Below are 17,815 nucleotides of genomic sequence, written 5' to 3'. Positions count from 1 at the left end.
GTCATGAGTACAGTGGCAAATGACACCCGGGTGGGGACCGCCGCGGGCGGGCTGGCGTTCGCACTCGTGGCCGCGGTGGCGTTCGGCCTTTCGGGCAGCCTCGGGAAGGGGTTGCTCGACATTGGCTGGACGGCCGGCTCGGCCACACTCGTGCGCGTGGGCATCGCCGCCGTGCTGTTGGCCGCCCCCGGTGTCATGGCGCTGCGCGGAAGGTGGTCGGCGCTTCGCCGCGCGGTGCCGACCGTGCTCCTGTACGGCCTGTTCGCGGTCGCGGGTGCGCAGTTGTGCTTCTTCTTCGCCGTCGAACAGATGGACGTCGGTGTCGCGCTCCTGGTCGAGTACACCGCGCCGGTCGCAGTGATGCTCTGGCTGTGGTTACGTCGCGGCCAGCGCCCGGGCGGGCTGACCGTTGCGGGGGCGGTCGTCGCGGCCGTCGGGCTGCTCCTTCTGCTGGGCGTGCTCGGCGGTGTCGCGGTGAGCATGGGCGGAATCGCGTGGGCGCTGGGTGCCATGGTCGGTCTCGCGGTCTACTACATCGTCTCGGGAGACGACTCGCACGGGCTCCCGCCGGTCACCCTCGCCGCGGGCGGGTTGGTGGTCGCGGTCGTGATCCTCGCGGGAGCCGCTGTGGTGGGCGTGCTCCCGATGGGCGTGGGAACGGGAACGGTCGAGTTCGTCTCCTTCGACGCGCCGTGGTGGGTCGTGGTGCTCCTGCTCGGGGCGGTCACGGGCGCGCTGTCCTATGTCAGCGGCATCGCCGCCGCGCGGCGTCTGGGCGCGCGGCTGGCCTCGTTCGTCGGACTCACCGAGGTACTCGCGGCGGCACTGCTGGCCTGGCTGTTGCTGGGGGAGGCGCCTCAGCCGGTGCAGCTGGTCGGAGGTGTCCTCGTGCTCGTCGGAGTCGTGCTGGTCAAGCTCGCGGAGCCTCGCCGCCGCTCCCCGTCGCCGTCGACACGTCGGCTTCAACCGGTGGCCTGACCGCTCTGATGGCCACGACGCAGCCCGCCAGGGCGGCGAGCGTGACGATCAGGCCCAGCCAGACCAGGCTCGTCGCGGCCAGGACGACGTAGCCGAGCAACGCCGACAGGCCTGCGACGGCGACGAACGGCAGCTGGGTGATCACGTGCGTGATGACGTTGCAGCCGGCCCCCGTCGACGACAGGATCGTGGTGTCCGAGATGGGGGAGCTGTGGTCTCCGGCGACCGCGCCGGCGAGGACCGCCCCGAGCATCGGCAGCAGCAACTCGGGGGCCTCGACCGCGTTGGCGATGCCGCCCACGATCGGCAGCAGCAGGCCGAACGAGCCCCACGACGTGCCTGTTGAGAACGCCATCGCCGCGGCCAGGACGAACACGATCGGGATCAGCCAGGCCGGCGGCAGATCCGAGGTCTCCACGAGATCGCCCAGGTACGCACCGGTTCCGAGCGTGTCGATGAGGCCCCCGAGCATCCACGCGAGAATGAGGATGCCGATCGCCGGAGACATGGCCTTGAGGCCGCCGAGCCAGCCCTGGCCGAAGGTGCTCCAGCCGAACTTGGGGTTCGCGGTGGTGTATCGCAGGTAGTAGTAGATCGCGCACGCGAGGCCCAGGATGCCGCCATAGATGAGCGCGAGGCTCGTGTCGGTGGAGGCGAGGATATCCACCGGCGCCCAGGAGTCGGATGCGTCGTACCCGGTCCAGACGATCCCGCCCAGTACGCCGATGACGAGGGCGACGAACGGGACGATGATCGCCCGCTTGGCGCCTGGGCGGTGCACCGGGAGGTCGTCGGTCAGCTGGCCGGGGATGACCTCGCCCTCCTTGAAGGGGCGCCCTTCGACGAGTGCACGCCGCTCCTCCCGGCGCATCGCACCGAGGTCGGCGCGGAAGACGATCACCAGCCACACCAGGACGGCCGCCGCGATGGCGTAGTAGTTCGACGCGGCGGCGCCGAGGAACGCCTCGACGCTGCTGATCGTGAGGGTCGACGCGGCCACGATCGGGGCGAGGATGCCGATGATGTACGCACCCCAGCTCGAGAAGGGGGCCAGCACCGCGATGGGGGCCGACGTCGAGTCGACGATGTATGCCAGCTTCGCGCGCGAGATGCGGTGCTGGTCGGTCACAGGACGACTGATCTGGCCGACGGCGAGGGCGTTGAAGTAGTCGTCGATGAAGATCACGATGCCGAGGATCGCGGGGAGGATCTGTCCGCCACGACGGGTGCGGATGCGCCCCACGGCCCAGTCGGCGAACGCCTGTGTGCCCCCGGACATCAGGATGAAAGCGGCGATGACGCCGAGGAGGATGATGAACAGCAGGATGTAGATGTACCAGGTGTTCAGGGCGCCGTCATCCCAGAACAGCACCGCGAACGATTCCCAGATCAGCGCCAGTGTCCGTAGCGGGTCGAACTCGGCGATCAGCAGCGCGGCGACCAGGACACCGGCGCCGAGGCTGATCATCACCTTCTTCGTCACGATCGCCAGGACGATGGCCACCACCGGTGGGATCAGTGTCAACCACGGTGCGGATTCGAGCATGTCGGCCCTCCTGGGGATGTGCGGCGCCCCGACAGTATCCCGTGCCAGAGGCCGGGGCACCAGCGATTCGCGCAATCCCGGTCCGAGGTCGTGCGCCTCCCTCCAGCCGGTCCGTGTGTCCGGTTCGCGTCGGCGGTGCTGAGCTTGGTCGGCAGGATCGGCAGGGCTCGCCATCCGGGCATCGCGTGGTTGTGCCAGGCTTCTACGGCCTCGTTCTCGTGCTCGGTGATGACGTGCCAGCGGCAGGGCGGGCAATTCGCCTAATACATCAGCCCGCCGGGGAGCGGGTCGGCGCTGTGATCATGCTCTGCGAGGTCGCACCGGGTGTCGGCGTTGAGCATGTGCAGCTCGTGGGCCTCGTCGCTCGCGGCGACGTCCTGCCGCCCGAAGTAGGCGCGGTGCCACATGTGCGAGCGCATCAGGCACCCGAAGTTCCCGTGCTCGCCGGTCCACCGCTCGAACGCGGCCGCGAGGTCGTCGGGGTGGTGGTAGTCGGTGACGTACCGCAAGGGCACGCCTTCCCAGGGCGTCGCGGCCACGGCCGCGCGCTCGAACTCGGCCATATCGAACAGGGTCGGCTCTCCGTGCATGACGTTCTCCTAACGGGATTAGTACTATTGGGGTCACTCGGCGACGGGCTCGGGGGCGGGCTCGGTGATCGCGTCGGCCAGGGCGTGCGCGGTGCGCAGCACGTTTGCCGCGGTGGCCTTGATCGTCTCGGCCTCGCACTTGCTCCACCCGGCGACGTAGCCGACGCTGTAGGCGCTGGTGTCGAGTCCGAGAATCCCGGCGACGATGTAGGCGACGCTCTCAGCCTCGGTTTCCTTGATCCCGCGGTGCTCGATGTACTCGGCGTGATCTTCCTTGGCGTGGAGGATGACGTGGGCGGCCTCGTGAAGGGCGGTCTTGGCTGCCTGAGCGGGGGAGAGGTCCGCGTCGATCACGACGCGCTGCGTGCCGTCGGTGGTGGTGTACCCGTTCGCGCCTCCGGCGATCTGCTCGCGCTCGACGGTCCAGCCCTTGCCGGTGAGGTAGTCGGCTACGGCGTCGAAGATGCCCGCGGGGTCGTCTCCGGTGAGCTGGCGCGCAATGTCGGCCGGGTCGCCCGCTTCCTCGTCGATGAGGTCGGTCTGTCCCATATCGAACACGGACACCGGGAAGAATCGCACCCGGCGCTGCTCCTCCTCCTCGCCGGTCTGCTCGTTCTCGACCGTCTCGCGCACGTCGCGGCCGCCGAAGATGCGGACTCCGCGCTCACCCTTGCGCACCTGGCGGTTGAGCTTCTGCCACGTCCGGTAACCGGCGACGTGGGACGCCTCGGGGCACTGCACGAAGATCAGCAGCAGGTTTCCCCGCTCTTCGTACATCCGGTGGGGGTCATGATTGAACCCGTCGGTGGCGAGGATCATGCGGAGCCGGCACTTGTGCTGGTTGCGGTGACCGCAGGCGAGGCGTCGGTGGAGCTCTACCGCCGAATCACCTCCCGGATACCGTCACCTCACCGGATGTCCGAAGAGCCGCTATAAAGCGAGATTCGCAGCTTCTTCAGCCCGCTTGTGCGTCAGTGGCGCGTCGTCTTGCGACGTAGAACCACCTGGTGCAGCACGCTCCAAAGCAACGCCCACACGAGAAACGGCGGAGCAAGAATTGTCATCGCAGGAACCAGGCTCGCAATCCCATACTCGGAAGACAGGACAGCAGCTGCAGTTGCGATCAGAATGCCGCCCACCGGAATCCATAGGGTCCCCGCGATCGAGAGACTCCTGTTGCAAAGACGCAATACAGCCACTACGACGATCAAGTACACCCCTACGAGCGCGGCAAGAATTGCCACGCCGTCAAGGGGGACGGTGCCGGGGCGAAGAACGGCTACTGCTGTCCAGTACATGGCGAAGGCCGCAATCTGCGCCGCGAGTCCGATAGCGCCCGAACGGATCACTCCGGGGCTATCGGACTCGCGACTTATCATCACGTTCTTCTCCAGGTCAGCCAGTGAACGATGCCGTGTAGGACGTGTCGCACCACGAGTTCCACCCTACGAGGCATGGATAGCTCGCATCATCGAAGTTCCAAACCTTCACGAAAGACTGGTTGCCCAAGGTGTCAGTGTTGAACGATGCGTAGGACTCGTGATTCGGGACGTTGTTGTGGCGTCCGTTCACCGCAACGGACCCCGACTGCCAAAACTGCACGGTCTCCCTGTACTTCACGCTTCCGACGCTGCAGAAAGGATCCTGGACGTCGTGCCTGATGTCGAAATGCGCCACGCTGCCGCTAACCCAAGTATCGAGAACCTCAATTCCGTTAGGACTTGCTTGCCTCGTCTCTGTAACCACGCCGTTGACGACCTTGCGCGTGATTCCCGTGCTCTTCTCCCAGTAGATCTTCCACGGATCAGGGTTTTGCCAGTTGGCAGCTACGCGGATTGCCGTTCGGTGTGATGGCAGAGAGAACGCCCCTGGATAGATGTCACCACGGTTATCGCCTTTGAACGCGTGTGCTCCGTCGCAGGCAATTCCTTCGTACCACGCGATCGGAACCGTCTCCTGCGGAATGTAGGTCATGTGAACCCACTGGTTCATCTGTTGCGTCGGTAGCGCGTAGGGAGTAGCAGAGGCATCGAGAGTCTTGGCAGCAGGATTCTCGCTTGTCGTGTGTGCCGCAACCGTCAGAGACATCGCATCCGGGCTGGCGACAGAACTCGAAGCGCTGCCATCGACCGTCTCCGCAAGCGATTCAACAGAGTAGGTGTACGAGGATCCGGGAGCCAAGCCGTTCTCGGAGAACGACCCGTTGATGGTTTTCCCGACTAGCTGACCGTCGCGGCGGATCGCCGCCTCAGACGTGTATGAATCCCCGAGGGTGATCTGGACCTCCGAATCGGTTGACAGAACTCCGATCAGGGGAGTGACATCGACATCTTCGGGCAATGTGGTTTGTTCAGCGGTGACCCCGCCCGTGGCAACCAGATTGCCGTCCTCGTCATAGCGGGTCGGCTCGTTACCCTGCTGACCACTCCGATCCTCTGGCTCGCCTTCCGATCGAGACAGCCAGTCAAGTTGAAGAAGTAGAGCGGTCGTGCCATCTTTCGCCTGAACAATAGAGACGCTCTGCCCCGCCTCCTTCTCTGTCGATACCACCTTGGTAGGTTCCCCGTCCGCGCCCACAGGTGCGAAGCCTTCCGACGTTGCTTGAAGCAGAATGTCGGACTCTGGCGGAGGAGCTGTCTCAGCGAAGGCAGGCGATGCGACGCCGGAACCGACCACGAGAGCCACCGCAGCGCCCACAATCGTGGCATATGATCTTCGACCTCTGAAAGACAAAAGTTATCCTTAGTTTTTGCACAGCGAGCTCCCAGCTTTTGATAAGGATTCGTACAGGCGCGTAGCGACACGGCGATCTCTACGGATCACCGACGCAGCTGGCACATCAGTCCCCCCGGGGATCGGGTCGGGGCTTGTTGGAACCTCCACCAAACGGGATTAGTACTCTTTGCGTCTGTCTCACCCCCACGTTTTGCCGTGCAGGCGGTTCACCGCCGCTAGGGAGGACGGCCGGAGTGCAACCCGGAGGGCGGCGGGGGAGAGAGTTTCGGCGCGATGTGAGGGAGCGCAGCGACCGCGTGGCGGAAGTCTCGGAGGAGCCGGCGGCGTAGCCGCTTGAACGGAGGTTGGCCGACCGTATGCTGCCGAAGGCTTCACGGCAAAAGAACGGGCCGAAGGCCCTGTCAGCGCCGACAACGCCGGCTCGATCAGCGAGCCCGTTGGGTCGTCTCCGCGTAGCGGATCGTTGCTAGGCGACTTGCCGCCGCGGTGTCTCGATCGGCTTGGTGGCGGGGCCGTCGCAGTACCGGCATCTGACGCCGATAGTCATCCCGTGTGCGCAGTAGCCCGGATCGATCCATTCCTCGTCGACGGTTTCGACGTGCCCGCTGCGTAACACTCCGGTGCGGTGGCTCCTCTAAGGTATGGCGGCATGATGATGCCTTCCGCGCCCCACCCCACGTCTCCGCGGCCGTCCGCCGACCTCACCCGGGTCGTGGCTTGGGAGGATCGCACCGCGTGGTTCCTCTTCGTGGGTGCGTTGGTCATGTTCGGGCTGTCGACGTGGGTCGTCTCGACGCCGCTGCCGACGGCGACGGTGACGTGGACACTCCTGGTCGTCTTCGTGCTGTGGGTGGTCTTCATCGCCGACTACCTGGTCAGGCTCGCGCTGGCCGCGGGCGCACGACGTACGTTCGTCCGCACGCGCGCCTTCGACCTCATCAGTCTCGTGCTACCGTTCCTGCGGCCCTATCTGGTCATCGTGTACATCTGGCGGCTTCCCGCGTTCCGCCATGGTTCGGCCGCGCGCCTGCGGGCGCGCTACATGATCACGATGGTCATCTTCACGCTGCTGTTCGTCTACACCGCCTCGTGGGGTGTGTGGCTGGTCGAACGCAGTGCACCGGAGGCGAGCATCACATCGTTCGGCGACGCACTGTTCTGGGGGTTCACCACGATCTCGACGGTCGGCTACGGAGACCTCGTGCCGGTCACGGTGCTCGGACGCGTCCTCGCCGTCGGGCTCATGATGGGCGGCATCGCGGTGATCGGTGTCACGAGTGCGACGCTGATCTCCGCGCTGAACGAGAGCATCGAGCGGCGCGTCGAACGCAACGCCGCGATGAAGTCGGCCGGTGAGGTGGCGCCGGACGGTCAGTAACCGTCGGGGATCCCGACGGTTCCGGGGTCTTCGCTGTCTTCTGCGCGCAGATAGGGGCGGAGGACGGCGAGGAAGGCTTCGACGGAGTCGGCGCGCACGAACGACTCCGGTGACAGTAGTGCCTGGGTACGAAGCCCGTCGGCGAGGGCGATGATCCATCGCGCGAGGGTCTCCGCGTCGATGCCGGCAGGCAGCTTGTCCGGATCGACCGCCGCGGCGACCTCGGCGGTGAGCTCGGCGACGAGGGTGTCGTAGCGCTCGACGAACCACTCGTGGGCCGGATGATCCTCGCTGATGGACTCCGCCGAGAGCAGGGCGAACAGTTGCACGAGCTGCGGTGTGGCGTCGTTGTGCCGCAGGGCGTCGGTGAACGCCTGGAGGAAGTCGACCCCGTGGGGGGTGGGGGCGTCGCCGCCGCGGTCGCGCTCCTGGAGGACGGCCAGGAGGAGGGCGCGTTTGGTCGGGAAGTGGTGCAGGAGCCCCGCCTGGGACAGTCCCGCCTCCTTGGCCACGTCGGCGATGCTCACGGCGTTGTACCCCCGCTGGGAGAACAGCTCGGTGGCGACCGTCAGGACGGTGCGTCGACGCGCATCGCCGTGGGGTCGGGTCTTCCGTTCCGTCACGCTCATACCCCTTCACTTTAGGACCCGCAGCCGCGCGCATCCGGGTCACCCCTTGCCAAACTAACCGAGTGCTCGGTAGGTTAGTGCTCCAACGAGACGACCGGCCCGCCGGAAGACATCGACGTCAGGGCATCAAAGGGATGCCGCCACGAAGGAGAGGTGCTCGCTGATGAAGGCGATCATGGTGATGTTCGACAGCCTCAACCGCCGCATGCTGCCGCCCTACGGGGCGCTGGGCATGCACGCGCCGAACTTCGAGCGCCTCGCCCGCCGCGCGGTGACCTTCGACACCAGCTACGGCGGCTCGATGCCCTGCATGCCCGCCCGTCGCGAGATGCACACCGGACGCCACAACTTCCTGCACCGCTCCTGGGGGCCTCTCGAGCCCTTCGACGACTCGGCGATCGCCATGCTCGGCGGAGCCGGCGTCCACACGCACCTGTCCACCGACCACCAGCACTACTGGGAGGACGGCGGGGCGACCTACCACACCCGCTACTCGACCTTCGAGCTGTTCCGCGGTCAGGAAGGCGACCCGTGGAAGGGTCAGATCGCCGACCCCGAGATCCCCGAATCGCACGGCATGGCCGCCCAGATGAAGCCGAAGCTGTGGCGGCAGGACTGGGTCAACCGTGCCCACCTGAGCGACGAGGCCGACCACCCGCAGACGCGGACGTTCGAGGCGGGCCTGGAGTTCCTGCAGACCAACGCCGGCGAGGACGGCTGGTTCCTCCAGATCGAGACCTTCGACCCGCACGAGCCGTTCTTCAGCTACGAGCAGTACAAGCGTCTGTACCCGCACGATTACGACGGGCCGCACTTCGACTGGCCCGACTACGCCAAGGTCACCGAAGACGACGCGACCGTGGAGCACGCGCGCGCCGAGTACGCCGCGCTGCTGTCGATGTGCGACGCGTCACTGGGACGCGTCCTCGACGCGATGGACGCCCACGGCCTGTGGGAAGACACGCTGCTCATCGTCAACACCGACCACGGGTTCATGCTGGGAGAACACGGCTGGTGGGGCAAGAACGTGCAGCCCTGGTACGACGAGACCATCCACACCCCGCTGTTCGTCTGGGACCCGCGCCGTCCTGAGACCGCCGGCGAACGTCGTGAGCAGCTCGCGCGCACGATCGACGTCGGCCCCACCCTCCTGGACTGGTTCGGGCTGCAGCCGACCGAGCGCATGCAGGGGCAGTCGCTCCTCCCGGTCATCGAGGAAGACGCACAGGCGCCGGCCGAGCACGCCCTGTTCGGTGTCTTCGGCGGGCACGCTTGCATCACCGACGGCCGGTACGTCTACATGCGCGCATCCGTCACACCGCAGAACACGCCCCTGTTCGAGCACACCCTCATGCCCACGCACATGACCGGGTTCTTCAGTGCGCAGGAGATGGCCGGTGTGGAGCTCATCGACCCACTGCCGTTCACCAAGGAGATGAGGGTGCTGCGCACCCCGGCTGCAGGCTTCGTCACCCCCTTCATGTTCGGCACGCAGCTGTTCGACCTGGCGACCGACCCCGATCAGGCGAGCCCGCTCGATGACGCCGATCTCGAGCTGCGGATGGCGACCGCGCTGCGCGACGAACTGGTGCGCCACGACGCCCCGGCCAGCCAGTTCGAACGGCTGGGTCTGCCCGTGACCGGTCCGCTCGACGAGAGCCACCTCCTGGTCGCCGCCCAGTGGCCGCAGCTGCAGAACTCCCTCGCCCCGGCCGCCACGAGCGCCGACTTCGGTGACGAGGGAGCGGTGCTCGATGTGCCGTTGCGCGAGTTGCTCACCCGGCCCGCCGCGGTCGAGGTGTTCACGGGCCTCGCGCCGATGCTCACCGGCGGGCCCATGGCCGGGTTCCTCGGCGGACTCTCCCTCATCCAGATCTCGTCGGTCGCCATCGGGCTGCTTCCGCGCCCGCTGCTCGCGGCACTCGCCTCCCACCTGACCGCGGCCACCGCCGGTGAGCCCGTCTTGTCCTGACCCGACCCCTACTTCACACTGACACGAAGGAGTGCCACATGACCCATTCACCCGTCACCGTCGCCGCGGCGGTGCACAAGGGCAAGACCGACGGTCCCGCGGTGCCGCGCCGCAAGTCCAACCTCGTCGTCCTCGGCGGCTCGATGGTCATCGACGGTGGTGAGGGAAGCGTCATCCAGACCCTGTTCCCCGTCATCCAGGCCGCCCTGGGGCTTGCCACGAGCGCACTGGGCATCCTCGCCGCTTCGGCGCGCCTTGTCGGGGCGATCGCCGGTCCGCTGTGGGTCTATCTGGCCCGCAAGCTCGGTCGCAAGCCGATCCTGGCCATCGCGACCGGCTTCTGGGGAGCCTGGGGAATCGCCGCCGGTTTCGCGCAGGACTTCGTGCAGCTGGTCATCCTCTACACCGTGATGGCCGCGGGCACCGCCGCCGCCCACGCCATCGTGCCGACGGTCATCGCCGACTCGTTCGAAGACCGCAAGCGTGGTCGCGTCGTCGGCGTGCTCTACGGCGGCACCGCGGCGGCGGCGAGCTTGCTCGCACCGCTGATCGGCCAGCTCGCCAACATCGAGGACGGCTGGCGCTACGGCTTCTTCGCCTTCGGGGCGATCAACATGCTGTTCGGTCTGCTGATCGTGATCTTCTACAAGGACCCGGGTGAGGGTGCTTCCGAAGCGCAGCTCGGCTCGTTCACCCAGGCCGAGCGCGACGCCGCGGAGAAGAAGATCACCTGGTCGAAGGTCGTCGGCCTTCTGCGCATCCCCAGCTACGTGATCCTGCTCGGAAGCCGCCTGCTCTCCAGCCACCTGCTGCTGGCCGCGTTCGGTGTCGTATTGCTGGTGCAGGAGTACGGGTTCGACACCGCCCTGGCCGCCACGGTCATGGCGCCGTTCGGGCTCGGATACCTTGCGGGCACGTTCGTCGGCGGCATCACCGCGGACTGGGCCAACAAGCTGAGCGTCAACTACGGTCGCGTGGCGTTCCTGCAGTTCGCACAGGTGCTGTTCGCGGTCATCGCATTCTTCGCCACGCAGTTCGACTACGGCTCGATCGTGCCCTTCCTGGCACTGTTCGCCCTCGTCGGACTGGCGCAGGGGCTGAACCCGGGCGTCAACCGTCCGCTGGTGATGTCGGTCGTGCCGCCGGAGCTCCGCGGCGCGGCGTTCGCGATCTTCGTATCGGTCATCGAATCGATCGGCTTCGCGATCTACACGCTGGTCGGCGGATTCCTGGCCGATGCGATCGGGCTGAAGGCCGTCATGTTCTGGCTGGTCGTGGTGATCATGCTCGTCAACGCGCTGTTCCTCACGTTCCTGTACCGCCCGTACAAGCACGACCGCCTGAAGCTGCAGGCCGAGCTCGACGATCGTCGCGACGCGATCCTCGCCGCGGAGCGCGCCGAGAACGGCTGACACCTGCCCGCCAAGTCCGCCGCCGCGCTCCGAGGGGTGCGGCGGCGGTCTTGTTCAGTCGACGCGTGCGTGGCCGGTGAAGTGGTCCATCGAGGCGTAGACGCGGAAGACGGGCCCGGCGACCGCATCCCACAGCCGTGTCGGCAGCAGGCCGCGCAGCGCCATCGCGAGCTTCACGGTCCACGGGCGCAGCACCATCGGGGTCCCGCGACGCATGCCCTCCCACGCGGCGCGCGTGGCGCGCTCCGGGGTCAGGATCGGAGTGAGCAGCGGCCCTCGGGCGCCTTCGAACATGCCGGTGGAGACGAAGCTGGGACAGAAGGTCGTCACCGCGATGTGGCGGTGCCCCGTCGCGGCGAGCTCCAGGCGCACTGATTCGCTCCAACCGATCATCGCCCACTTCGACGCCGCGTACACGCTCATGCGCGGGTTCGCGAGGGTTCCGGCCGCGGAAGCGATGTTGAGGATGCGCTTGGGTCGCGAGTGGTCGGCCATCATCGCGGGTAGCGCCTCGCGGGTGAGCCACATGGCCGCCAGGGTGTTGACGCGCAGCGTGGCCTCGATGTCTCGTTCGGGGTCGTGTTCCCAGAAGGGCGCACCGCGCACGATTCCGGCGTTGTTGACGATGATGTCAGGGGCGCCGAGGTCGGCGGCCGTGCGCTGGTAGTGATCGCGGATGTCCTCGCGTCGCGAGACGTCGACGCGGTAGGCACGCACATCCGCCCCCGACCGGGAGAGGTCCGTGGCCAGTGCTTCGGCGCGCTCCGCGTCGACGTCCCACAGCGCGATCGCCCGTGCACCGCCGGCGACGGCTCGGCGGGCATAGAGCTCGCCCATCCCACGCGCGCCCCCGGTGATCACCACGACCGCTCCGGCGACCGCATCCGTCCTGACCATCCGTCCTCCTCGACTCGAGGGCCCCAGCCTATGCGCGCTCCCGTGCGCACGTGCGGTCTTGATCCGTTTCCGCCGATTGGTTCCGGTCAGGCCGGGACCAAACGCGCGGCCGCTTCACCGGCACGCACGACAGGGCCGGCCGTGCCGGTGGCCTTGGCGGCGATGATCGCACCGTCGTAGATCATCGCGATGGTCTCGGCGGCCTCGGCATCTGCGGTGATGCCGGTGAGGTGGCCGACGACGACGTCGTGGTGCTCGCGCACCACCGCCATCGCGGCGCCGTTGGTCGGAACCTCCACGGCCGCCTTCGCGAACGGGCAACCGTCGAAGCGACCCTCCTCGATGTCGGTGGCGAGGGCGCCGAAGATCACCGCCACACGATCCACGGCAGGGGCACCGGGATCGTCGCGCGCGGCCAGCGAGACCCGGGTCGCCTCGAGCTTGTCGCGGAGGTAGGCCACGACCAGCTCGTCCTTGCTGCGGAAGTTGTTGTAGAGGGTCGCTTTGGTCACGCCGGCCTTCGCTGCGAGGGCTTCGACACCGGTCGTGTTGATGCCGTCGCCGTAGAACAGTTCGGCCGCGGCGGCGAGCAGGCGCTCACGGGCCGTGCCGCGCCGGGGGGGCGTCGTCTCGGGCATGAATTTGATTATACCGATCGGTCAAGTTAGAGTCTAGATATACCGACCGGTATGGCAAATAAGGAGCATCCCCATGGCTGACAACAAGATCGCCGTCGTCATCTACGAGCCCATTTCGGGCGACACGGCACGCGTCTACCGCGGACTCAAGACCGCCGCCGAATTCAAGGCCGCGGGCGACGACGTCACCGTCGCCTTCGACGGTTCGGGTGTCGAGACGCTCGCCGCGATCAGCGACGCGAACCACCCGATGAACCCGCTCATCGAGTCCCTGCGGGAGAACGTGCGCGGTGCATGCGCGTTCTGCGCCGGGTCGCACAAGGTGAAGGACGAGATCGCCGACTCCGGCTGGGGCCTCCGCGACGAGGCCGGTGGCGAGCTCAGCATCCGCGCGCTCGCCGGTGAAGGCCGTCAGATCCTCAACTTCTGATCGTCCTGTCGGCGCTCGCGAGGCACGCGGCGCCCACGAGAGGCGCGTCGCCGCCGAGCTCTGCCCGCACGACCTCGGTCACGTGGGAAGCCGGGAGCACGGCGGCGGCGCGCGCCGCATCCTGCACCAGCTCGACGTAGTCGGAGCTGACGAAGGAGAAGCCGCCGCCGATCACGTAACGGCGCACATCCAGCAGCGCACCCATACTCGCGATGCCCTGGCCGACAGCCGTCGCCGACCGGACGATCGCGGCACGCGCGATCTCGTCGCCGGCGGCGGCGTCGCGCGAGAGCTCCTCGCCGGTGTCGCCGCGCCATCCCTGAGCCCGGGCCCAGCGCACCGAGCCCGGTCCCGACGCGATCTCCTCGACCGTGTCCTCGCGGGGGCCGGCCACCGGCCGCGTCGCGGCCAGTCGCAACTGGCCGACGTGGCCGGCGTTGCCACTGTCTCCCGGAACCACCGCACCGCCGAGCACGATGCCACCGCCCACCCCGGTGGACACGACCATCGACACACTGCTGTCGACGTCGCGCGCGGCGCCGTAGCGGGCCTCGGCGAGCGCGATGCACGTGCCGTCGAGGGCGAGCACCACCGGCACGCCCTCGCCGACGACCTCCGCGACGACCCGGGCCAGGGGGAAGTCCTCGACCGGAAGGTTCAGCGGCGAGATGGTGCCCGCGTGGCGGTCGACCGGACCCGCGCTGCCGATGCCGGCCCCGTCGATGTGCGCACCGGCGGGGACGGCGGCGAGCGTGCGGCCCACCACATCCCGCACCGCCGCGGTCAGGGCGTCCGCGTCGGCGGAGCGCCCGGTCGGAGCGCGATGACGCGTGCCCTCGAGGACCACCCCGTCGCGCACCAGCGCCGCTTCGACCTTGGTGCCGCCCAGGTCGACGGCCAGGGTGCAGAGGGGCGATGTCGTTTCGGTCACCCGTCGATCGTAGTGAGAACGGCGGGGGTGTCGGACGCCGTGGCGCCCGCGCTACCGTGAGGGCATGACGGTCCGGACCGAGGTGTGCATCGCCGGGGGCGGGCCGGCGGGGGTCATGCTCGGCCTCCTCCTCGCCCGCGAGGGGGTGGATGTCGTGGTGCTCGAAAAGCACGCGGACTTCTTCCGTGACTTCCGCGGAGACACGGTGCACCCCGCCACCATGAACCTCCTCGACGACCTCGGCCTGCGTGACGCCTTCGACGCCATCCCGCACAAACCGCTGCCCCGCCTGGATGCGGTCGTCAACGGTGTCCGCGTCCACGCGATCGATTTCACCAGCCTGCCGAAGCCGAACCGATTCCTCACACTCATGCCGCAGGGGGATCTGCTCGAGATGCTCGCCGAAGCCGGACGCGCACATCCCTCTTTCCACCTCCACATGGGCGCAGCGGTGACCGGGGTTCGCCGCTCCGAAGACGGACGGGTGTCCGGCGTGCACGCACGCACGGCCGATGGAGAGGTCGAGATCGAGGCCACGATCACCGTCGCCGCCGACGGTCGCGCCTCGACGGTGCGCGACGCCCTCGGCATGCGACCGCGCGAGTACGGCGTCCCGGCGGACGTGGCGTGGTTCCGCCTGCCCGAGCCCGAGACACCGCTGCCGGACACCCTGGCGTGGATCACCGACGAAATGATGCTGGTCACCTTCCCCCGACCGGGCTATCTGCAAAGCGGCATGCTCATCCCCAAGGGTTCCTTCGGCACGCTGCGGGAGGAGGGGCTCACCGCTTTCCGCGATCGCATCGCCCGCAGCGTGCCGCGCCTGGCGGAACAGACCGCCGGACTGGAGTCCTTCGACGACGTCAAACTGCTCTCGGTGCAGATCAACCGGCTCGACCGGTGGCAGGTTCCCGGAGCCCTGCTCATCGGCGATGCCGCCCACGCGATGTCGCCGGCGTTCGGCGTGGGCATCAACTACGCCGTGCAGGATGCCGTGGCCGCCGCGCGTCTGCTCGTCCCCGCCCTCCGTTCGGGTGCCGGCATCGTCGTCGATCGCGCCGCGGCCGGCGTACAGCGGCGTCGCGAGCGTCCGACGGCGATGATGCAGCGCATCCAGCGGGCCGTGCACGCCCGCATCGCCACGGGGCATGGGCTGAAAGTGCTGGACAACCCGCCGACCCGTACCCAACGCGCCGTCATGCGCCTCGCGCTGCCGCTGTTTCGCCCGGTCGTCGCCCGCGTCGTCGGCTACGGCTTCCGTCGCGAACCCCTGCCCTGACCCGACTCGCCGTGACGGCGTGGGTGGGTCGGCCGGTCAGGGAGCGAAGAGGGTGGGGGAGCCGAGTACGCGATCGGGAGTGAGACGGATGACCACGCGCTGCGGGTTCGGTCGTGGCGTGCGATAGCGGGCGCTGTACAGCCGCTCCGCGACGGCGACCGCTTCGGGATCACGCTCGATGACGGCATGCCCGCCGATCGACATCCACTGCGGTCCGGCGACCTGGCCGACCGTCGCGCGCGGATCACGCTCGATGTTGCGCACCTTCTGGCTGCCGTCGGTGGTGATGATCCGCACGATGCCTTCGGACACCGTGAAGCCGACCGCGACGACGTGGATGCCGCCGTCGCGGGCCATCGACGACAAGGTCGCGAGGTGGTAGTCGGCGAGGAAGGCCTCACCCTCGGATGACAGAGACCGCAAAGAACGTGTCATCACCGGTCCCTCACGCCATCCGCGACAGAATCGCGTCCATCACGCGGTCCGGCAGCATCCGGCGCAGCCCGACGACCGCTTTCGCGGAGAACGGCACGGCGTAGCGCGTGCGCGGTCGGTTCGCGGTGACCGCCGCCACGATGGTGCGCGCGACCGCTTCGGGCGACGCCGACAGCGGCCCCTCGTCGACGCGCGTGTAGGTCGCGTGCAGACGCGACGCCTGCTCGGCGTAGGCACCCTGCCCGGACCGCTCCAACAGACTCTCCCGCGACAGGGTGTTCCATTCGGTGCGGATGGGGCCCGGCTGCACGATCACCACATCGATGCCGTGGGGAGCGAGTTCGATGCGGAGCGAGTCGCTCAGCCCCTCGACGGCGAACTTCGTCGCGTGGTACCAGCTGCCGAGCGGCTCGTAGATGCGCGCGCCGATCGAGGAGATGTTGACGATCCGACCGCGGCCGAGTGCCCGCATCGTCGGCAGGACGAGCTGGGTCAGCCGGGCCAGACCGAACAGGTTGACCTCGAACTGGCGCCGCGCTTCGTCGATCGGTACGTCCTCGAGTGCCCCGTAGGACCCGTAGCCGGCGTTGTTGACCAGCACATCGATGCGGCCACGCTCGGCGACGATGCGTTCGAGCGCCGCCGTCATCGACGCGTCGTCGGTGACGTCGAGCTCGAGCGCGGTGCCGCCGCCGTCGATGATCGCCTGCATCCGGTCGAGCCGGCGCGCACCGCCGTAGACGGCCCACCCCTTCTCGAGCAGGGCGAGTGCGGCGGCGAGTCCGATGCCGGAGGACGCGCCGGTGATGAGGGCGACGGGCGTGGGCGTGGAGGTGGTGGGGGCCATGGGTCCAGTCCACCACGCCCGCGTCGGCCTCGGGCGCGGTGAGCTCCGTCGAGCGGGGGTGGAGCTCTGGGGCGCCTCGTGCTGGGCGCGGCACCGGCGCCCGGGCAGGTGCGCATCGAAACCTCCGGATGGAGCTACGACCACTCGAAGGACGTGCTGTATCCGCCCGGCGCGTACGCGAAGTTCCGACATTCGTCGTGGGACGACGAGGCGGTCTACCGCATCCTGGAAAGGCACGGGGCGAGCTCGTTTCGGCGTGAACGAGCGGAGTGGCCCCGCGCGACGGGCGAGGTCACTCCGCTCGATTTCGTCACCGGGGCACGTCGCCGCGCCACGCGCCGGACTCGCTACCGGCCACCTCCAGGAACTCCTTGAAGTTCTGCAGATCCTTCTTCACCGCGCGCGATCCGACGCCGATGAGGTCGCCGATCTTCTCGACCGCACCCTGCGGTTCCCAGTCCAGTTGCACGGTCACCCGGGTCGTGGTGTCGCTGAGGGTGTGGAACGTGACCACACCCGCGTGGTCGGCCTCGCCGCCGGAGCTGTTCCACGCCACACGCTCGTCCGGGTGCTGCTCGGTGATCTCGGGGTCGAACTCGCGCGTCGCGCCGGCGATGTCGACCACCCAGTGGGTGTGGGTGTCATCGGTCTGCGTGACCGCTTCGACCTCGTCGAGGAACTGCGGGAAGGTCTCGAACTGGGTCCACTGGTTGTAGGCGACCGTGACGGGCACGTCAACGTCGATGGTCTCGATGATCTGGGCCATGAGCGTCCTTTCGTTCGTCGGGATCCCGACGCTATGCACGGCGCCGTGTGCACCGAAGGGGCTTGCCGCCATCGGGCCACGGTGATAGCCGAGCCGACCCGACGGGGTCGCTAACGGATGCGCCGCGCGAGGGCAAGGGGGTGAGGTGGCGACGGCACACCCGCGAGGCTGGAGGTCGACGAAAGGAGCGCTCATGAGCATGCCCGACCAGACCCCCGGTGACATCGAGCAGATCCCGACCGAGGACCTTCCCGACGACCTCCCGCAGCCCGAGACGCAGGGCGAAGAGCCGGTCGTGGCCGAACTCGGCGACGAGGGTGAAGGGGATCTCGGCCCCGCCGACCTCTGACC

The 17,815-nt window shown here is 68.0% G+C and carries 18 protein-coding genes and 1 pseudogene; 7 read left to right on the top strand and 12 right to left on the bottom strand.

Annotated features, from left to right (window positions below):
* Window positions 1-3: 3 nt before the first annotated feature.
* The gene (locus ABD204_RS01785; protein ID WP_194423007.1) at window positions 4-978 is read left to right on the top strand and encodes an EamA family transporter; all 975 of its coding nucleotides are present in this window, start codon (window positions 4-6) and stop codon (window positions 976-978) included.
* Here ABD204_RS01785 and ABD204_RS01780 read toward each other — a convergent pair.
* The 5 genes and pseudogenes from ABD204_RS01780 to ABD204_RS01760 all read right to left on the bottom strand — a co-directional run bounded on the left by ABD204_RS01780 (window position 911) and on the right by ABD204_RS01760 (window position 5,799).
* On the bottom strand, window positions 911-2,524 hold the full coding sequence (locus ABD204_RS01780) for a Na+/H+ antiporter NhaC family protein (protein WP_194423006.1): 1,614 nt from the start codon (window positions 2,522-2,524) through the stop codon (window positions 911-913). The two genes, ABD204_RS01785 and ABD204_RS01780, sit on opposite strands and share 68 nt — an antisense overlap.
* Window positions 2,500-3,087, bottom strand: a pseudogene (locus tag ABD204_RS14120) (DUF6349 family protein). The gene ABD204_RS01780 and the pseudogene ABD204_RS14120 overlap by 25 nt, the downstream one beginning before the upstream one ends.
* Window positions 3,088-3,147: 60 nt before the next feature.
* On the bottom strand, window positions 3,148-3,933 hold the full coding sequence (locus ABD204_RS01770) for an ArdC-like ssDNA-binding domain-containing protein (RefSeq protein WP_194423004.1): 786 nt from the start codon (window positions 3,931-3,933) through the stop codon (window positions 3,148-3,150).
* A 152-nt stretch (window positions 3,934-4,085) separates the two neighbouring features.
* Complete coding sequence (locus tag ABD204_RS01765) at window positions 4,086-4,493, bottom strand: hypothetical protein (RefSeq protein WP_194423003.1); 408 nt, start codon at window positions 4,491-4,493, stop codon at window positions 4,086-4,088.
* A 16-nt stretch (window positions 4,494-4,509) separates the two neighbouring features.
* Window positions 4,510-5,799, bottom strand: a complete 1,290-nt coding sequence (locus ABD204_RS01760; protein WP_194423002.1) for a hypothetical protein — start codon at window positions 5,797-5,799, stop codon at window positions 4,510-4,512.
* Between the two features lie 700 nt (window positions 5,800-6,499).
* Between ABD204_RS01760 and ABD204_RS01755 the strand changes: the two genes are divergently transcribed.
* Complete coding sequence (locus tag ABD204_RS01755) at window positions 6,500-7,228, top strand: potassium channel family protein (protein WP_241747746.1); 729 nt, start codon at window positions 6,500-6,502, stop codon at window positions 7,226-7,228.
* Here the strand turns inward: ABD204_RS01755 and ABD204_RS01750 are convergent.
* Window positions 7,222-7,857: a TetR/AcrR family transcriptional regulator gene (locus ABD204_RS01750; RefSeq protein WP_194423001.1), complete on the bottom strand. Its 636-nt coding sequence runs from the start codon at window positions 7,855-7,857 to the stop codon at window positions 7,222-7,224. The genes ABD204_RS01755 and ABD204_RS01750 overlap by 7 nt on opposite strands.
* A gap of 163 nt (window positions 7,858-8,020) precedes the next feature.
* Between ABD204_RS01750 and ABD204_RS01745 the strand changes: the two genes are divergently transcribed.
* Both ABD204_RS01745 and ABD204_RS01740 read left to right on the top strand, forming a co-directional pair.
* Window positions 8,021-9,829 carry a sulfatase family protein gene (locus ABD204_RS01745; protein WP_194423000.1) on the top strand — a complete coding sequence of 603 codons (1,809 nt, stop codon included), beginning with the start codon at window positions 8,021-8,023 and terminating at the stop codon, window positions 9,827-9,829.
* A gap of 38 nt (window positions 9,830-9,867) precedes the next feature.
* Window positions 9,868-11,241: an MFS transporter gene (locus ABD204_RS01740; protein WP_194422999.1), complete on the top strand. Its 1,374-nt coding sequence runs from the start codon at window positions 9,868-9,870 to the stop codon at window positions 11,239-11,241.
* Window positions 11,242-11,295: 54 nt separating this feature from the next.
* Here ABD204_RS01740 and ABD204_RS01735 read toward each other — a convergent pair whose 3' ends face one another.
* Both ABD204_RS01735 and ABD204_RS01730 read right to left on the bottom strand, forming a co-directional pair.
* Entirely contained in the window at window positions 11,296-12,138 is an 843-nt protein-coding gene (locus ABD204_RS01735) for an SDR family NAD(P)-dependent oxidoreductase (RefSeq protein WP_194422998.1), read from the bottom strand.
* Between the two features lie 86 nt (window positions 12,139-12,224).
* Window positions 12,225-12,776: a TetR/AcrR family transcriptional regulator gene (locus ABD204_RS01730; protein ID WP_194422997.1), complete on the bottom strand. Its 552-nt coding sequence runs from the start codon at window positions 12,774-12,776 to the stop codon at window positions 12,225-12,227.
* Window positions 12,777-12,849: 73 nt separating this feature from the next.
* Between ABD204_RS01730 and ABD204_RS01725 the strand changes: the two genes are divergently transcribed.
* Window positions 12,850-13,206, top strand: coding sequence for a DsrE family protein (locus ABD204_RS01725; protein ID WP_194422996.1), 357 nt, complete (start codon window positions 12,850-12,852; stop codon window positions 13,204-13,206).
* Here ABD204_RS01725 and ABD204_RS01720 read toward each other — a convergent pair.
* Entirely contained in the window at window positions 13,196-14,137 is a 942-nt protein-coding gene (locus tag ABD204_RS01720; protein WP_194422995.1) for an ROK family protein, read from the bottom strand. The genes ABD204_RS01725 and ABD204_RS01720 overlap by 11 nt on opposite strands.
* 64 nt (window positions 14,138-14,201) lie before the next feature.
* On the opposite strand from ABD204_RS01720, the gene ABD204_RS01715 reads away from it, so the two are divergent.
* The gene (locus ABD204_RS01715; protein WP_194422994.1) at window positions 14,202-15,416 is read left to right on the top strand and encodes an FAD-dependent oxidoreductase; all 1,215 of its coding nucleotides are present in this window, start codon (window positions 14,202-14,204) and stop codon (window positions 15,414-15,416) included.
* Window positions 15,417-15,452: 36 nt separating this feature from the next.
* Here the strand turns inward: ABD204_RS01715 and ABD204_RS01710 are convergent, their stop codons facing one another.
* The 3 genes from ABD204_RS01710 to ABD204_RS01700 form a co-directional block, all read right to left on the bottom strand.
* A complete protein-coding gene (locus ABD204_RS01710; RefSeq protein ID WP_194422993.1) occupies window positions 15,453-15,851 on the bottom strand; it encodes a TIGR03618 family F420-dependent PPOX class oxidoreductase in 399 nt (132 codons plus the stop codon).
* A 10-nt stretch (window positions 15,852-15,861) separates the two neighbouring features.
* The gene (locus ABD204_RS01705; protein ID WP_194422992.1) at window positions 15,862-16,698 is read right to left on the bottom strand and encodes an oxidoreductase; all 837 of its coding nucleotides are present in this window, start codon (window positions 16,696-16,698) and stop codon (window positions 15,862-15,864) included.
* Between the two features lie 310 nt (window positions 16,699-17,008).
* Window positions 17,009-17,464 carry an SRPBCC family protein gene (locus tag ABD204_RS01700; protein WP_194422991.1) on the bottom strand — a complete coding sequence of 152 codons (456 nt, stop codon included), beginning with the start codon at window positions 17,462-17,464 and terminating at the stop codon, window positions 17,009-17,011.
* A gap of 193 nt (window positions 17,465-17,657) precedes the next feature.
* Here ABD204_RS01700 and ABD204_RS01695 point away from each other — a divergent pair, with 193 nt between their 5' ends.
* Window positions 17,658-17,813, top strand: a complete 156-nt coding sequence (locus ABD204_RS01695; protein ID WP_194424300.1) for a hypothetical protein — start codon at window positions 17,658-17,660, stop codon at window positions 17,811-17,813.
* Window positions 17,814-17,815 lie beyond the last annotated feature (2 nt).

The sequence above is a fragment of the Microbacterium aquimaris genome, from assembly GCF_039531285.1.
Lineage (GTDB): Bacteria > Actinomycetota > Actinomycetes > Actinomycetales > Microbacteriaceae > Microbacterium > Microbacterium aquimaris.
This window is presented reverse-complemented; position numbering and strand designations above follow the sequence as displayed.

Coding starts and splice junctions, on each gene's coding strand:
- ABD204_RS01770 (WP_194423004.1), bottom strand. CDS start 3,933: ATGATCCTCGCCACCGACGGGTTCAATCATGACCCCCACCGGATGTAC.
- ABD204_RS01705 (WP_194422992.1), bottom strand. CDS start 16,698: ATGGCCCCCACCACCTCCACGCCCACGCCCGTCGCCCTCATCACCGGC.
- ABD204_RS01785 (WP_194423007.1), top strand. CDS start 4: ATGAGTACAGTGGCAAATGACACCCGGGTGGGGACCGCCGCGGGCGGG.
- ABD204_RS01695 (WP_194424300.1), top strand. CDS start 17,658: ATGAGCATGCCCGACCAGACCCCCGGTGACATCGAGCAGATCCCGACC.
- ABD204_RS01745 (WP_194423000.1), top strand. CDS start 8,021: ATGAAGGCGATCATGGTGATGTTCGACAGCCTCAACCGCCGCATGCTG.
- ABD204_RS01780 (WP_194423006.1), bottom strand. CDS start 2,524: ATGCTCGAATCCGCACCGTGGTTGACACTGATCCCACCGGTGGTGGCC.
- ABD204_RS01700 (WP_194422991.1), bottom strand. CDS start 17,464: ATGGCCCAGATCATCGAGACCATCGACGTTGACGTGCCCGTCACGGTC.
- ABD204_RS01735 (WP_194422998.1), bottom strand. CDS start 12,138: ATGGTCAGGACGGATGCGGTCGCCGGAGCGGTCGTGGTGATCACCGGG.
- ABD204_RS01740 (WP_194422999.1), top strand. CDS start 9,868: ATGACCCATTCACCCGTCACCGTCGCCGCGGCGGTGCACAAGGGCAAG.
- ABD204_RS01755 (WP_241747746.1), top strand. CDS start 6,500: ATGATGATGCCTTCCGCGCCCCACCCCACGTCTCCGCGGCCGTCCGCC.
- ABD204_RS01710 (WP_194422993.1), bottom strand. CDS start 15,851: ATGACACGTTCTTTGCGGTCTCTGTCATCCGAGGGTGAGGCCTTCCTC.
- ABD204_RS01730 (WP_194422997.1), bottom strand. CDS start 12,776: ATGCCCGAGACGACGCCCCCCCGGCGCGGCACGGCCCGTGAGCGCCTG.
- ABD204_RS01765 (WP_194423003.1), bottom strand. CDS start 4,493: ATGATAAGTCGCGAGTCCGATAGCCCCGGAGTGATCCGTTCGGGCGCT.
- ABD204_RS01715 (WP_194422994.1), top strand. CDS start 14,202: ATGACGGTCCGGACCGAGGTGTGCATCGCCGGGGGCGGGCCGGCGGGG.
- ABD204_RS01750 (WP_194423001.1), bottom strand. CDS start 7,857: ATGAGCGTGACGGAACGGAAGACCCGACCCCACGGCGATGCGCGTCGA.
- ABD204_RS01725 (WP_194422996.1), top strand. CDS start 12,850: ATGGCTGACAACAAGATCGCCGTCGTCATCTACGAGCCCATTTCGGGC.